Origin of the sequence: Mycobacterium sp. Root135 (genome assembly GCF_001426545.1) — a bacterium.
GTDB lineage: Bacteria > Actinomycetota > Actinomycetes > Mycobacteriales > Mycobacteriaceae > Mycobacterium.
Map to the genome: position 1 here is coordinate 18,212 of NZ_LMEZ01000011.1, position 13,932 is coordinate 32,143.

The 13,932-nt window shown below is 68.2% G+C and carries 14 protein-coding genes and 1 tRNA gene; 4 read left to right on the forward strand and 11 right to left on the reverse strand.

Annotation, left to right across the window (positions count from 1 at the left end; genetic code table 11):
- Positions 1-13 precede the first annotated feature (13 nt).
- Together ASD37_RS30270 and ASD37_RS30275 are read left to right on the forward strand one after the other, a co-directional pair.
- The gene (locus tag ASD37_RS30270; protein WP_056560889.1) at positions 14-925 is read left to right on the forward strand and encodes a sulfite exporter TauE/SafE family protein; all 912 of its coding nucleotides are present in this window, start codon (positions 14-16) and stop codon (positions 923-925) included.
- A gap of 34 nt (positions 926-959) precedes the next feature.
- Positions 960-1,733, forward strand: a complete 774-nt coding sequence (locus ASD37_RS30275; RefSeq protein ID WP_056560892.1) for a sulfite exporter TauE/SafE family protein — start codon at positions 960-962, stop codon at positions 1,731-1,733.
- Here ASD37_RS30275 and ASD37_RS30280 read toward each other — a convergent pair.
- Together ASD37_RS30280 and ASD37_RS30285 are read right to left on the reverse strand one after the other, a co-directional pair.
- A complete protein-coding gene (locus ASD37_RS30280) occupies positions 1,730-2,800 on the reverse strand; it encodes an aldo/keto reductase (protein ID WP_056560895.1) in 1,071 nt (356 codons plus the stop codon). The genes ASD37_RS30275 and ASD37_RS30280 overlap by 4 nt on opposite strands.
- Before the next feature lie 22 nt (positions 2,801-2,822).
- Complete coding sequence (locus ASD37_RS30285) at positions 2,823-4,325, reverse strand: cryptochrome/photolyase family protein (RefSeq protein ID WP_056560898.1); 1,503 nt, start codon at positions 4,323-4,325, stop codon at positions 2,823-2,825.
- 100 nt (positions 4,326-4,425) lie between these two features.
- On the opposite strand from ASD37_RS30285, the gene ASD37_RS30290 reads away from it, so the two are divergent.
- A tRNA-Pro gene (locus ASD37_RS30290) sits at positions 4,426-4,499 on the forward strand.
- A 622-nt stretch (positions 4,500-5,121) separates the two neighbouring features.
- On the opposite strand, the gene ASD37_RS30295 is transcribed toward ASD37_RS30290, so the two are convergent.
- Genes ASD37_RS30295 through paaA form a run of 9 tightly spaced genes read right to left on the reverse strand, consistent with a single transcriptional unit; the run spans position 5,122 to position 11,762 of the window.
- Complete coding sequence (locus ASD37_RS30295; protein ID WP_056560901.1) at positions 5,122-5,931, reverse strand: enoyl-CoA hydratase/isomerase family protein; 810 nt, start codon at positions 5,929-5,931, stop codon at positions 5,122-5,124.
- On the reverse strand, positions 5,928-6,365 hold the full coding sequence (paaI, locus tag ASD37_RS30300) for a hydroxyphenylacetyl-CoA thioesterase PaaI (protein WP_056560904.1): 438 nt from the start codon (positions 6,363-6,365) through the stop codon (positions 5,928-5,930). The genes ASD37_RS30295 and paaI overlap by 4 nt, the downstream gene beginning before the upstream one ends.
- Positions 6,359-7,186, reverse strand: a complete 828-nt coding sequence (locus tag ASD37_RS30305) for a 3-hydroxyacyl-CoA dehydrogenase family protein (protein WP_056560907.1) — start codon at positions 7,184-7,186, stop codon at positions 6,359-6,361. Before ASD37_RS30305 ends, paaI begins: the two co-directional genes overlap by 7 nt.
- Positions 7,183-7,926: an enoyl-CoA hydratase/isomerase family protein gene (locus ASD37_RS30310; protein ID WP_056560910.1), complete on the reverse strand. Its 744-nt coding sequence runs from the start codon at positions 7,924-7,926 to the stop codon at positions 7,183-7,185. The genes ASD37_RS30305 and ASD37_RS30310 overlap by 4 nt, the downstream gene beginning before the upstream one ends.
- Positions 7,927-7,951: 25 nt before the next feature.
- Entirely contained in the window at positions 7,952-9,037 is a 1,086-nt protein-coding gene (gene paaE, locus ASD37_RS30315) for a 1,2-phenylacetyl-CoA epoxidase subunit PaaE (protein ID WP_056560913.1), read from the reverse strand.
- 1 nt (position 9,038) lies between these two features.
- A complete protein-coding gene (gene paaD / locus ASD37_RS30320; protein ID WP_056561137.1) occupies positions 9,039-9,563 on the reverse strand; it encodes a 1,2-phenylacetyl-CoA epoxidase subunit PaaD in 525 nt (174 codons plus the stop codon).
- Positions 9,563-10,498: a 1,2-phenylacetyl-CoA epoxidase subunit PaaC gene (gene paaC / locus ASD37_RS30325; protein ID WP_056561140.1), complete on the reverse strand. Its 936-nt coding sequence runs from the start codon at positions 10,496-10,498 to the stop codon at positions 9,563-9,565. The genes paaD and paaC overlap by 1 nt, the downstream gene beginning before the upstream one ends.
- Positions 10,499-10,512: 14 nt before the next feature.
- Positions 10,513-10,812: a 1,2-phenylacetyl-CoA epoxidase subunit PaaB gene (paaB, locus tag ASD37_RS30330; RefSeq protein ID WP_056560916.1), complete on the reverse strand. Its 300-nt coding sequence runs from the start codon at positions 10,810-10,812 to the stop codon at positions 10,513-10,515.
- Entirely contained in the window at positions 10,809-11,762 is a 954-nt protein-coding gene (gene paaA / locus ASD37_RS30335; protein WP_056560920.1) for a 1,2-phenylacetyl-CoA epoxidase subunit PaaA, read from the reverse strand. Before paaA ends, paaB begins: the two co-directional genes overlap by 4 nt.
- A 115-nt stretch (positions 11,763-11,877) precedes the next feature.
- Here paaA and paaZ point away from each other — a divergent pair, with 115 nt between their 5' ends.
- Positions 11,878-13,926 carry a phenylacetic acid degradation bifunctional protein PaaZ gene (paaZ, locus tag ASD37_RS30340; protein WP_056560923.1) on the forward strand — a complete coding sequence of 683 codons (2,049 nt, stop codon included), beginning with the start codon at positions 11,878-11,880 and terminating at the stop codon, positions 13,924-13,926.
- The last annotated feature ends 6 nt before the right edge of the window (positions 13,927-13,932 follow it).

Genomic DNA, 13,932 nt, shown 5'->3' on the forward strand with positions numbered 1-13,932 from the left:
GTAGTCGGACCTCGTGCGTTCGCTCATCATCTTCACCCTCGTCGGCGTCGGCGCCCAGCTAGTCGACGGTGCGCTCGGCATGGCCTTCGGCGTCACGGCATCGACGCTGCTGGTTCTCAGCGGCGTCGCGTCGGCCCAGGCCAGCGCCGCGGTGCACCTCGCCGAAGTGGGCACCACCTTCGCGTCGGGCATCTCGCACTGGAAGTTCAAGAACATCGACTGGGGACTGGTCCTGCGGCTCGGCGTCCCGGGTGCGGTCGGAGCGTTCCTCGGCGCGACGGTGCTGTCGTCGTTGTCGACCGAGGACGCGGCGCCGGTGATGGCGGCGATCCTTTTGGCGATCGGCGTCTACGTCCTGCTTCGGTTCTCACTGAAGAACCCGCCCGCGGTCAAGGTCGGCACGACAAAGCACGGCGCCAAGTTCCTCGCGCCGCTGGGATTGTTCGGCGGCTTCATCGACGCGTCCGGCGGCGGTGGCTGGGGTCCGGTCACCACCAGCACGCTGCTGTCGCAGGGCAAGACGGCGCCACGCACGGTCATCGGCTCGGTGAGTGCGTCGGAGTTCCTGGTCGCGGTGTCGGCGTCGGTCGGGTTCCTCATCGGGCTTCGCGAGGAGTTCTTCGACAACCTGCCGGTGGTGTTGGGATTGGCGATCGGCGGCGTCATTGCGGCGCCCTTCGCGGCCTGGCTGGTGAGCCGGGTCAGCCCCGCGCTGCTTGGCACCGCGGTCGGCGGCGTCATCGTCCTGACCAACTCGCAGAAGTTGGTCCACTACTTCGACGTCACGTCGCCGTGGTCGACGCTGATCTACGCCACCATCGTCGTGGCATGGGCGTCGTTCGTGTACCTCGCGTGGAAGCTGTCGAAGGCGCCGACGTTCGTCCCCGACGCACTCGAAGCCGAGACGGTCGACGACGCTCGCTGACGGCGCGTCGACCCCGGCCCGATAGGGTCGCTGGGTGTCCGTCGCCCACATGATCCTGATCGCCCTGGCGGGTGTCGGAGCCGGCGCGATCAACGCGGTCGTCGGCTCGGGCACCCTGATCACCTTCCCGACGCTGGTGGCGCTGGGCTACCCGCCGGTGACCGCCACGATGTCGAATGCGGTCGGCCTGGTGGCAGGCGGAATCTCGGGCACCTGGGGTTACCGCCGCGAACTGAAGGGCCAGTGGGGCCGGCTGAAGTGGCAGATCCCGGGGTCCTTACTCGGCGCGGTCCTGGGGTCGTGGCTACTGCTACACCTGCCGGAGAAGGTGTTCGTCGCGGTCGTGCCCGTGCTCCTCATCGGTGCCCTGCTGCTAGTCGTGCTCGGCCCCCGGATCCAGGCGTGGGCCAAGAAGCGGTCGTCCGACGAGGCAGCGCCGATCTCAACCGGGCGGATGGCGTTGCTGGTGTTGGGGACGTTCGCGGTCGGCGTGTACGGCGGCTACTTCACCGCCGCGCAGGGCATCCTGCTGATCGGCGTGATGGGCGCGTTGCTACCCGAGTCGATGCAGCGGATGAACGCCGCCAAGAACCTGCTGTCGCTGCTGGTGAACGTCGTCGCCGCAGCGGCGTACACGCTGGTCGCGTTCGACCGGATCAGCTGGCTCGCTGCGGGCCTGATCGCCGTTGGCTCACTGCTCGGCGGATTCCTCGGCGCCCACTACGGGCGGCGGCTGTCGCCCAACGCGCTGCGGGTGATCATCGTGATCGTCGGCCTGATCGGGCTGTACCGCCTGCTCGCCATCTAGACGTCGGAGCTCTCCCGCCACAGGTCGATGCCCGAGTCCGAGGCGTACTGGTCGATCTCGGTCAGCTCGTCAGCCGTGAACTCCAGATTGTCCAGCGCGCCGAGGTTCTCGTCTAGCTGCTCGACGCTGGAGGCGCCGATCAGTGTCGAGCTGACCGCGGGGTCGCGGAGCACCCAGGCCAGCGCCAGCTGCGCCAACGACTGACCACGACGCTTCGCGATGGCCGCGAGACCCCGCAACTGTCCGAGGACCTCGTCGGTCACCAAGTCGTCGTCGAAGGTGGGACGCGCCGTGGCGCGGTCGACGTCGCCCGCCGCCCGCTCCAGGTAGCGGTCGGTGAGCAGGCCCTGGCCGAGTGCGGTGAACGCGATCGCGCCCATGCCCGCCTTGGTGAGCTCGTCGGTCAGGCCGCCCTCGATCCACCGATTCAGCAGCGAGTACGACGGCTGATGGATGACCAGTGGCGTGCCCATGCGTGCGGCGATGGCCGACGCCTCGGCGGTTTTGGCGGGCGAGTACGACGAAATGCCGACGTAGCGCGCCTTGCCCGCCCGCACCGCAGTGTCGAGGGCGCCGATGGTCTCCTCGAGCGGAGTCACCGGGTCGATGCGGTGGGAGTAGAAGATGTCCACGTAGTCCAGGCTCATGCGGTCGAGGGACTCGTCCAGGCTCGCCAACAGGTACGCGCGGCTGCCGAGCTGACCGTAGGGTCCCGGCCACATGTCCCAGCCGGCCTTGGTGGAGATCAGCAACTCGTTGCGGTAGGGCTTGAAGTCGCGGCGCATCATCCGGCCGAAGTTTTCTTCGGCCGATCCGTACGGCGGGCCGTAGTTGTTGGCGAGGTCGAAGTGGGTGATGCCGCGGTCGAAGGCGTGGCGCAGCACCTGCCGGATGACGTCGAACGGCCGGTTGTCGCCGAAGTTGTACCAAAGGCCCAACGAGATCGCGGGGAGCAGCAAACCCGAGGTTCCCACGCGGCGATAGGGCATCGCGTCATACCGGTTGCGGGAGGCCACCCATGGGTCGTGGGTGAAGGGAACGTCGGTGATCGCGAGGTCGTCGGACATGTCTCGATCGTAGGCGCGACGGCTAGAAGTTTTGGCGATCTGCTTCCTGTTCGAGCACGGCGTCGAGGTCGGAGAGCCGGTCCATGTTGGCGACGACGCGTTGGGTGCGGTTGTTCTTGGCGAGCATGTCGCGGTTGCGGTGCACGAAGTTCCAGTAGCCGGCGGTGAAGGGGCAGGCGTCGTCCCCGAGTCGCTTCTTCGGGTCGTAGGCGCAGTCGCCGCAGTGGTCGCTCATCTTGTTGATGTATGCGCCACCCGAGGCGTACGGCTTGGTGGCGAGCAGGCCACCGTCCGCGTGCTGAGACATCCCGATGACGTTGGTCGGCATGACCCACCGGAAGCCGTCGACGTAGGCGGTGGCGAACCACTCGGTGAGCGCGTCGGGCCGATAGCCGCGCTGCAGGGCGTGGTTGCCGAGCACCATGAGGCGTTGGATGTGGTGGCTCCAGCCGCGGTCCCGGACGCCGCCTAAGGCGTGCTTCAGGCATTCGGCGGTGACGGCGTCGGCGTCGAGGTTGGTCCACCAGTCGGGTAGATCCTGGTGCGCGCCAAGGGCGTTGTTCTTCGTGTACTTCGGCCCGAAGTGCCAATAGAGGTGCCACATGTACTCGCGCCAGCCGAGGATCTGGCGGATGAAGCCCTCGACGGCGGCCAGCGGTGCCTGCCCGTCGCGGTAGGCCTTCTCGGCGGCCTCGACCGCGTCGAGGGGATGCAGCACGCCGAGGTTGAGGGGGACCGACAGCAGCGAGTGCGACATGGCCCAGTCCTGGCCCATGATGGCGTCTTCGTAGCGGCCGAACAGGGGCAGTCGGTGTTCGACGAACCGCTCGAGCGCGCGCTTGGCCTCGGTGGGGGTGACGGCGAACAAGCGGGGGCCGTCGACGCCGACGGTGTCGAGGTCCATGGCGTCGAGGTCGCGCCGCACCTGGTCGTCGACGTCGTCCTCGCGCGGTTGGTAGGGCTTGGGCAGCCCGAGGGTCTTCTGCTTCTTGGGTGGGGACTCGCGGTTGTCCTCATCGTAGTTCCACCGGTTGCCGACGGGTTCGCGGCCGTCCATCAGGACGTCGAAGCGGCGGCGCTGGTCGCGGTAGAAGTCCTCCATGCGGAAACGGGTCCGATCGCCGGCCCACTGCTGAAAGTCCTTGCGCGGCAACGCGAACATCGGGGTGGGCAGGACGTCGGTGACGAGGCCCTGCTGCTGAAGGCGTTGGACGAACCGCTCGGCGGCATGTGAGGTCGGCTGGTGGACGAGGACTGGTCGGCCGAACTGTTCGAGGGCGTCGGTGTAGGTGTCGGCCTCGACGAGCGTGGCGCGGTCGCCGAGGTCGTCCTTGGCGTGCCGGAGTGCGGACAGGACCAGGTGCAGCTTCTGTCGGTGGTAACGCCGCTTCCGGAGGGCGGAGGTGGCCTCGACGAGCAGAACCTCGCGGTGGGCATGCTCGCCGCCGTACATCGCGGGCCCCAACTGGTCGGCGAAGAGCCAAAGAGGAGTGTCGTCGCGCGTCGTCGGAGCCACTGGGGTCACGCCTTCTTCATACCCACGACCACCGACGGCGACGCGGTTGGGATTGCAGGCACTCGCTGCTGTAGCATTTCGACGGCTGCCGGTGATCCCGGCAGTGTCGCGGGCTGTGGCGCAGCTTGGTAGCGCACTTGACTGGGGGTCAAGTGGTCGCAGGTTCAAATCCTGTCAGCCCGACGTAGTAAACCCGCTCTGACCAGTGTCAGAGCGGGTTTTGGCGTTTCGGGGATTTGATGAGTTTCGGCCAGTGTCCCAAGCGAGTTTCGGTGGGCCAACTAGCGCCGACAGAGTGGAAGCGGCCGAGGGCAGATCCTCGCGCTGTGCGTCGGAGTAGATCGACAGCGCGACCGACGGATCGTGGCCGTGCCATGCGCCGTCGAAGTGCACCCGAGTCGGCAAGACACGGCACAAAACCTGGGGTGTCCTCGCCGAGGCATGTCGTCGGGTGACCGGCAGCCAACCGTTGGCCTTAGACGCCGTCGGGAATGGACCGCTGTCAGGTTCACCATCGATGCCTGGGTTTGGTGGCGACTGCGGTCGTTCAACGACACCGCCCACTTCGCCCCAGGCATCCCACCGGTGGACCGATGACGGCAGGACCTCGCGAGGTGTCGAAGCCACAGTGAGACGCGACGATGTCGAGAGTGTTTGTCGGCGTCGTGCGCCTCACCTCTCCTTTGGTACGACGAGGCCGACGTCGATGCTTTCGTCGACGACGTAGTACTGGCAGCCGTTGGGGCAGCGCAACTAGTTCTGCTCGTTGGTCGCTGACATGGAAATCCCTCGAGCGGTGTGGATATTAAGCCCCCGTGAAGACGGGCTTTCCCTTGGCGAGGAATGCGGTCACGGCCGCGCGGTGATCGGCGGTGGCTCCTGCACGGGTCTGCGCGAGAGCCTCGGCGGCGAGGTTGTCCTGCAGCGAGTGCAGGTGCGACTCGGCGAGGAGACGTTTGCTTTCGGTGTAGGCCCGGGTGGGCCCGGCCGCCAAGCCTGACGCTAGGGCCATGGCGGTGTCGAGGGACTGTCCCGGCTCGACCGATCGGGTGACCAGTCCCAGGTTCTGGGCCTGTACGCAGGTCAGCGGTTCGGCCAACAGGACCAGTTCGCGGGCCTTGGCGTCTCCGATTGCGCGCGAAAGGGTATGCGAGAGACCGGAATCGCAGGTCAGTCCGATGGAGCTGAAGGCGGTGGCCAGGGTGGCGCCCGTGGATACGACGCGCAAATCGCAGGCGAGTGCGAACCCGAGACCCGCACCCACGCACACGCCTTCGACGGCGGCGACGACGGGTTTGGCCATCGTGGCCAGGGAGGTGACGATGGGTGAGTAGTGCTGTTCGACGGTGTCGAAGGCGTGGTCGGGATCCTCGCGCAGCGCGATGGCGTGCTCGGCCAGGTCCTGGCCGGCGCAGAAGTGGGCGCCGGCACCGGTGAGGATCACCGCACGCACCGTGTGGTCGGCGGCGACGGCGGCCAGAGCGTCGCGCAGGGCTTCCTTGACCGGCCCGGTCAGGGCGTTGCGCCGGTCGGGGCGGTTGATGGTGACGACGGCGACCGCGTCGGTGTGCTCGACGGTGACGTCGGTGGACAGGGACGTCGGGGTGGTGGTCATGGTTGCTCCTCCAGGATGGGACGGTTGAGTGACCTACTGCGGCCGCGGAATTCGGCGATGACACCGGTGGCGGTGGAGACGGTGACGTCGTACACCCCGGATCGCCCGCGGAGGATGACTTCGCGTGCGTCGGCGGTCAGGACGTCGCCCAGGTGGGCGGGCTCGAGGAACTCGATGGCGAAGCCCGAGGCGACGGTCACGGTGCCGTGGGTATTGCAGGCCAGGGCGAAGGCGCTGTCGGCGAGGCTGGCGATCAGTCCGCCGTGGCACAGGTCCCATCCGTTTACCATGTCGGGTCGCACGGTCATCGACACCGTCGCCCGGCCGGGGCCTAGGTTGTCGATGATCATGCCCAGTGATGTGCTGGCGGTGTCGGCGGACCACATGACCTCGGCGCTGCGGCGTGCCAGCTCAGTGGGATCCAGGGTCACCATGGGTAGAAGCCTTGACCGGTCTTGCGTCCCAGCTCACCGGCGGCGACCTTGTCGCGCAACACCTTAGGCGGGGCGAAGCGGGGCCCCAGTTCGCGTTCGAGGTGTTCGGCGATGGCCAAGCGCACGTCGAGGCCGACGATGTCGGTGGTCTTCAGCGGCCCGACGGGGTGGCGGTAGCCGAGGGTCATGGCGGTGTCGATGTCGTGTGCGGAGGCGACGCCTTCCTCCAGCATCCGCATGGCCTCCAATGCGATGGCGACCCCGAGTCGGCTGCTGGCGAAGCCAGGGGAGTCGGCCACGGTGATCGCGGTCTTGCCCAGTGCCTGCACCCACGACCTGGCATCGCCGACCAGGGCGGGATCGGTGCGGGCACCGACGACGATCTCCACGAGGTCGCTGACCGGGACGGGATTGAAGAAGTGCAATCCGATCAGCCGGGTCGGATCGGCAAGCCCGTGGGCCAACGCGTCGATCGACAGTGAGCTGGTGTTGGTGCCGATCGCCGCCTGGGGTGCAACGGTGGCCACGGTGGTGAGCACCGCGGTCTTGACCTCGAGGAGTTCGGGCACGGCTTCCACGACCAGTCCGCAGGCGGCCAGGGCCGCCGGATCGGTGACGACGACGACCTGCCCGGTGACCGGTGCCCCCTTCTCGGCGGCCTTGGCCAGTGAGGCGCGGATCCGTTCGCGCGCGGCGTCGGCCGCGGGGTCGTCGCTTTCGACGATCGTGACGTGGCTACCCGCGGCGGCGAAGGCGTGGGCGATGCCCGCTCCCATCCGTCCGCCGCCGTACACACCGATCTGGTGCGGAAGCGCGGTCATCGTTTCTCCTTGCGTCGGTCCAGGAACGCGGTCATGCGGTCGACCTTGTCCTGGGTTTCGAAGAGCACTGCCTGGGTGAGGTTGTCGATCAGGGGGTGGGCATCGCGGGGGGCGTGGAACGCCGATTTGGTCAGGCGCACAGCCAATGTCGCATTCTTGGCGATGCGGTCGGCGAGGCGGTGTCCGGCGGCTTCGAGGTCCTCGGCCGGCACCACCTCGTTGAGCAACCGCACCGCGGCGGAGTCCTCGGCGTTCAGGGTGCGCCCAGCAAGCAGGATCTCCTTGGCCAACGGTTCACCGACCAGTTCGCGCAGTCGCCACGTCGCCCCGGCAGCGGCGAGGATGCCTAAACCGGGTTCGGGGTTGCCGATGGTGACGTTGGGGGTGCCGATCCGGAAGTCGCAGGCGTATGCCAGCTCTGCACCGCCGCCGAGGGCGAACCCGTCGAGGAGAGCGATGGTCGGCATCGGCAGCTCGTGGATGCGGTTGAAGAGCCCGGAGTTGATACCGGCAAGGGCGTCGTCGCGGCGTCGGTCCCGGAGCTGGGCGATGTCGGCGCCGGCGGCGAACACGCCGGGGGAGCCGATGATCAAGGCGATCCGGGGGTGCGCTTCCAGCTCGGCGCAGGCGTCGTGCAACGCGCTGACGGTCGCCTGGTCGATTGCGTTGCGCACTTCGGGTCGGTTGAGCCGCAGGATCACCCGGTCGGCGTGCTCGTCGACGAGCACCGGTGCGGTCATGGTGGTTCCTTGGAGTCGGTGTGGCTCAGGCGTCGAAGTCGACGGTGACCGCTGCGCTGACGGGGAAGGTTTGGCAGGTCAAGATGAAGTCGTCGGCGACTTCCTCGGGTTCGAGGGCGTAGTTGCGGACCATGTCGACCTCGCCGCTGCACACCTTGGCGCGGCACGTGCCGCAGACCCCGCCCTTGCAGGCGAACGGCAGATCGGTGCGGGTCTCTTGGGCCGAGTCGAGCAGGGTCTGGTCCCGGGCCATGGCGGTGGTGCTGGTGCGACCGTCGAGCACGACGGTGACCTCGCTGGTGACCCCGTCGAGCACCCGGTCGGCGTGAACGAGCTGCGGGGGCGGCGCGTCGACGTAGAAGAGTTCGAAGTGCACGTTCTGGGCCGGCACGCCGAATTCGGCGAGCACTTCGCGGGCGGCGTCGAGCATTCCCAGCGGCCCGCAGAGCCACACGTGGTCCACCCCGGCAACGGGGACGGCGTGGGTGAACAGTGCGCGCAGCCGGTCGGCGTCGAGGCGCCCGGAGAACAGTTCGACGTCGCGGGGTTCGCGGGACAGTACGTGAATCATGTTGAACCGGTGGTGGTGTGCGTCCTTGAGGTCGGCGAGCTCCTCGGCGAACATCACCGAGGTGGTGGTCCGGTTGCCGTAGACCATGGTCACGTGCGACGCCGGGTTGGCCAGCACGGTGGCGGCGATGGAGAGCATCGGGGTGATGCCAGAGCCCGCGGCGATGCACAGATGGCGGCCTGCCTCGTCGGGGTCGGCGCGGAAGCTGCCGGTGGGCGGCGCCACCTCGACGCGGTCGCCGACCTCGACCTGGCGCACCAGCCAGGAGGAGAACAACCCGTCGGGGATCTCGCGGACACCGATGCGGGGCAGGGTGCCTGCCGGTGAGCAGATCGAGTAGCTGCGCCGGTGCTCGACCCCGTCGACGGTGCGTCGCACGGTCAGCGACTGTCCGGCGCGAAACGCGAACAGCTCCTGAAGATCTGGCGGCACGTCCAGCGTGACGGCGACGGCGTCGTCGGTGAGTCGCTCCACTGCGGCCACGGTGAGTGAATGGAACGCTTGCCGGTTACCGGTTGCGGCGGTGAGGGTTTCGGTCACCTCATATCTCCTTGACGTGGTCGAACGGTTCCAGGCACAAGCTGCACCGGTACATCGCCTTGCAGGCGGTGGATCCGAATTCGGAGGTGAGTTCCACCTGGGGTGACGCACAGCGCGGGCAGCGCACCGACCGGCGGGTTGGGGTCAGCGCCAGGGCGATCGGCCCGTCGTGGCGTGGGGCGGCACCGGGTGGGGAGATCCCGGCGGCGGTCAGTGCTGCCTTGCCCTCAGCGGTGATCCAGTCGGTGGTCCACGCCGGGTGCAGGGCGATGCGCACCTGCACCTGGTCAAAGCCGTTGTCGCGCAACGTTCGAACGAGGTCGTCGCGCATCGTGGCCATCGCCGGGCAGCCGGAGTAGGTGGGGGTGATGGACACGGTGACGGCGCCGTCGGTGACGTCCACCTGTCGCAGGACGCCGAGATCGGCCAGCGTGAGCATCGGCAGCTCGGGGTCGACGACCGACGCGGCCGCCGCCCGGGCACGCTCGAGGGTCGCCGTCGACGCCGCGGCGGTGTTCTCGCTCATCACCACGTCCCGCGGGGGTGGGCGCGGGCGACGACCTGCATCTCGGCCAGCAACGGACTCAGTGCCTCGGTGTGCAGGCCGTCGCGTCCCTTGCGGGTTTGCACCCCGGCCAGCGGCCGGGCTGCAGGGCGGTCCATCCCGGCGGCGGCCAACACCTGCTCGAACACCACGTCCACGTCGTCGGCGACGGTGGCGGGGTCGACTCCGACCCCGGCGGCGGCCGCGGCGGCTTCGACGGGGTGGGTTTCGGTCAGTTCGGTCCACAGCGGCCAGAGCGCGGCTAGCGCCTCGGTGAGCCGGCGGCGGGACTCCTCGGTCCCGTGGGCCAGGGTGACGAACCATCGGCCGGCGAAGTCGCGGTGGTAGGCAAGTTCCTTGGCGCCCTTGGCCGCAACGGCGGCCAGGACCGCGTCGGTGCTGCTCTTCAGCCGCTCCATGATCGCCAGCCGCCAGGTCGCGAGCATCAGGATGCGGGCGATGGTCTCGGCGAAGTCGCCGTTGGGCACCTCCACCAGCCGTACGTTGCGGAAGTCCTTGTCGTCGCGGAAGAACGCCAACCGGTCCTCGTCGGGGACCGGCGAGTCGGCGGGCAGGACGGGAACCACGGAGGGGTCCGCTGCGGCGGCCCGGGCCAGCAGCAGACGTGCCTGCCCGAGCAGGTCGAGTGCGATGTTGGCCAGCGCGATGTCCTCCTCCAGGTCGGGGGCGTTGCTGCACCACTGCGAGATGCGTTGGGAGGCAATGAGTGCGTCGTCACCGAGCATCACGCAGTACTGGGCCAGGACGTGGGGGTCCACCGTGGAGGGCACGGTGGTGTCCACCCCGGCCAGCGGGTCCTCGAAGTCGGTGCCGAACGCCCAGTGGGCGTCGTTGACCAACAGTCCGGAGTAGGCGTTGTCGTGGTCGTCGGGTTCGTGGGTGTGCACGTCAGGCATGGGTTTCTCGCTGCTCACATGTGGGGGACGTCATCGGGGATGGCGTAGAAGGTGGGGTGGCGGTAGACCTTGTCTCCGCTGGGGGCGAACAACGGGTCCTTCTCATCCGGGCTGGAGGCCACGATCCGGTCCGAGGGCAGCACCCAAATGCTCACGCCCTCGTTGCGGCGGGTGTAGACGTCGCGGGCGTGTAGCAGCGCCATCTGGTCGTCGTGGGCGTGCAGTGAGCCCACGTGAACGTGGTTGAGGCCGCGCTTGGCGCGGACGAACACCTCGTAGAGCGGCCAGTCGGTGCTCGGGTTGGTGTCGGTCATGCCGTTGCCTCCTGGGGCTGCTGCTTGGCGGCGAACGCGCGCGCGGCTTCGCGCACCCAGTTGCCGTCGTCGCGGGCCTTGCGGCGATGGGCCAACCGTTGGGCGTTGCAGGGTCCGTCACCCTTGACCACGGCCCAGAACTCGTCCCAGTCGATCTCGCCGAAGTCGTGGGACTGGCGTTCCTCGTTCCACCGCAGATCCGGATCGGGGAAGGTGACGCCGAGGATCTTGGCCTGCGGGATCGACATGTCGACGAAGCGTTGGCGCAGTTCGTCGTTGGTGTGGGTCTTGATGCCCCAGGCCATCGACTGCTCGGTGTTGGTGGAGTCCTCGTCGGGGGGACCGAACATCATCAGCGCCGGCCACCAGAAGCGGTTCACCGATTCCTGCACCATGGCGCGTTGTTCGTCGGTGCCACGCATCATCGTCATCAGCAGCTCGAAGCCTTGGCGCTGGTGGAAGGATTCTTCCTTGCAGATGCGGATCATGGCACGCCCGTAGGGCCCAAAGGACGTGCGGCACAACGGCACCTGGTTGCAGATGGCCGCGCCGTCGACCAGCCAGCCGATGACCCCGACGTCGGCGTAGGACAGCGTGGGGTAGTTGAAGATCGAGGAGTACTTCTGCGTGCCGGCGATCAGTTGGTCGGTCAGGTTCTGGCGCGAGGCGCCCAGGGTTTCGGCGGCGGAGTACAGGTAGAGGCCGTGGCCGGCCTCGTCTTGGACCTTGGCCAGCAGGATTGCCTTGCGCCGCAAGGACGGGGCCCGGCCGATCCAGTTGCCTTCGGGCTGCATGCCGATGATCTCCGAATGGGCGTGTTGGGCGACCTGGCGGATCAGCGTCTTGCGGTAGGCCTCGGGCATCCAGTCGCGGGGTTCGACGCGGTCCTTGGCGGCGATCGCGGCCTCGAACTGGGCGACGAACTCGGGTTCTGCGACAGTCGATGTCATGGGCACCTCCGGTGCGACGAGGGTATTTACTGACCGAACGTTCTGTACTACTGTGGCACACGCAGCCAGGGGCGCGCAATGGGCCCGGGCACTTCAAATCGGAAGGAAGCGCACTGTGAGCGCAGTACTGCAGAGTTACGTGGCGGGGCAGTGGTTTAGCTCCCCGGACGAGGGAGAGTCGGTCGCCGACGCCGTCACCGGAGAAGAGGTCACGCGCATCTCCAGCCGTGGCCTGGACTACGCCGCGATGGTCGACCACGCCCGCACCGTCGGCGCACCGGCCATTCAGGCGCTGACGTTCCACCAGCGCGCAGGCCTGCTCAAGGCCCTGGCCAAGCACCTCGGCGGGTTCAAGGACGAGTTCTACGCCCTGTCCGCCCGCACCGGCGCCACCCGCCGCGACTCGATGGTCGACGTCGACGGCGGCATCGGCACCGTGTTCTCCTACGCCAGCAAGGGCACCCGGGAACTCCCCAACGACACCATCGTCCTCGACGGCGCGGTGGAAACCCTTGGCAAGAACGGCACCTTCCTGGGTCAGCACCTCTACACCTCGCGCCCCGGGGTCGCGGTACAGATCAACGCGTTCAACTTCCCGGTGTGGGGCATGCTGGAGAAGTTCGCCCCGGCCTTCCTCGCCGGGCTGCCCAGCATCGTCAAGCCCGGCAGCCAGACCGCTTACCTCACCGAAGCGGTGGTACGGCGCATCGTCGAGTCGCAGATCCTGCCCGAGGGGTCCCTGCAGCTGGTCTGCGGCAGTGCCGGCACCCTGCTCGACGAACTCACCGAACAGGATTCGGTCGCGTTCACCGGTTCGGCCCACACCGCCGGGCTGCTGCGCAACCACCCCTCGGTCCTCCACGGAGGCGTACGCCTCGGCGTGGAGGCCGACTCGCTGAATTGCTCGATCCTGGGCCTCGACGTCACCGCCGAAGACCCCGAGTTCGACCTGTTCGTCAAGGGCGTGGTCGCCGAGATGACCGTCAAGGCCGGCCAGAAGTGCACCGCCATCCGCCGGGTCATCGTGCCCGAGGCCCTCGCCGACGACGTGGTCGCCGCCCTCAGCGCCCGGCTGGCCAAGATCACCGTCGGCCACCCCGACAGCGAGGGTGTCCGCATGGGCGCGCTGGCGAGCGTGGGCCAGCGCCAAGAAGTCCGCAAGGCTATCGAGGCGTTCACCAGCTCGGCCGACATCGTCTTCGGCGATCCGAACAACGTGGACGTCGTCGACGCCGACGCCGAGCGCGGCGCGTTCATGGCGCCGGTGCTGCTGCGGGCCCGCCCCGGCGCCACCGAGCCCCACGACGTCGAACCGTTCGGCCCGGTGGCCACGGTGCTGACCTACGGCACCACCGCCGAGGCGGTCGAGTTGGCAGCACGCGGACGCGGCAGCCTGGTGGCCTCCCTGGTCAGCCACGACCGCCAGATCGTCCGCGAGGTCGCCCTGGGCTTGGCGCCCTGGCACGGTCGCCTGCTGGTCCTCGACCGCGACGACGCCGCCGAATCCACCGGCCACGGCAGTCCGCTGCCCACCCTGGTTCACGGCGGCCCCGGCCGCGCGGGGGGCGGGGAGGAACTCGGCGGGATCCGTGGGGTGCTGCATCACATGCAGCGCACCGCTATTCAGGGTTCTCCGGACATGCTCACCGCGATCACCGGGCGCTGGATGACCGGCGCCCAGCGGGGGACCGACGAGGTGCACCCCTTCCGCAAGGATCTGGCGTCGTTGCGCATCGGTGACAGCATCACCTCCGATCGGCGCGAGGTCAGCCTGGCCGACATCGACCACTTCGCGGAGTTCACTGGCGACACCTTCTACGCCCACACCGACCCCGAGGCCGCGGCGGCCAACCCGCTCTTCGGTGGCATCGTCGCCCATGGCTACCTCGTCGTGTCCTTGGCCGCCGGTCTGTTCGTCGAACCCAACCCCGGCCCCGTCCTGGCCAACTTCGGCGTGGACCACCTGCGGTTCCTGACCCCGGTGAAGGCCGGTGACTCGATCGCGGTGACCCTGACCGTCAAGCAGATCACCCCACGCTCGAGCGCGGACTACGGCGAAGTCCGGTGGGACGCAGTGGTGGTCAACCAGGACGACGCCCCGGTGGCGACCTATGACGTGCTGACCTTGGTCGCTAAGACCTGGGCCCAGGACGGTGAGAAGTAATGCACC

Excerpts from the sequence above, each read along its gene's own strand:
- ASD37_RS30280 (WP_056560895.1), bottom strand. The coding sequence starts at position 2,800 with ATGTCCGACGACCTCGCGATCACCGACGTTCCCTTCACCCACGACCCA.
- ASD37_RS30295 (WP_056560901.1), bottom strand. The coding sequence starts at position 5,931 with ATGACCACCACCCCGACGTCCCTGTCCACCGACGTCACCGTCGAGCAC.
- paaI (WP_056560904.1), bottom strand. The coding sequence starts at position 6,365 with ATGGTGACCCTGGATCCCACTGAGCTGGCACGCCGCAGCGCCGAGGTC.
- ASD37_RS30305 (WP_056560907.1), bottom strand. The coding sequence starts at position 7,186 with ATGACCGCGCTTCCGCACCAGATCGGTGTGTACGGCGGCGGACGGATG.
- ASD37_RS30310 (WP_056560910.1), bottom strand. The coding sequence starts at position 7,926 with ATGACCGCACCGGTGCTCGTCGACGAGCACGCCGACCGGGTGATCCTG.
- paaD (WP_056561137.1), bottom strand. The coding sequence starts at position 9,563 with ATGAGCGAGAACACCGCCGCGGCGTCGACGGCGACCCTCGAGCGTGCC.
- paaC (WP_056561140.1), bottom strand. The coding sequence starts at position 10,498 with ATGCCTGACGTGCACACCCACGAACCCGACGACCACGACAACGCCTAC.
- paaB (WP_056560916.1), bottom strand. The coding sequence starts at position 10,812 with ATGACCGACACCAACCCGAGCACCGACTGGCCGCTCTACGAGGTGTTC.
- paaA (WP_056560920.1), bottom strand. The coding sequence starts at position 11,762 with ATGACATCGACTGTCGCAGAACCCGAGTTCGTCGCCCAGTTCGAGGCC.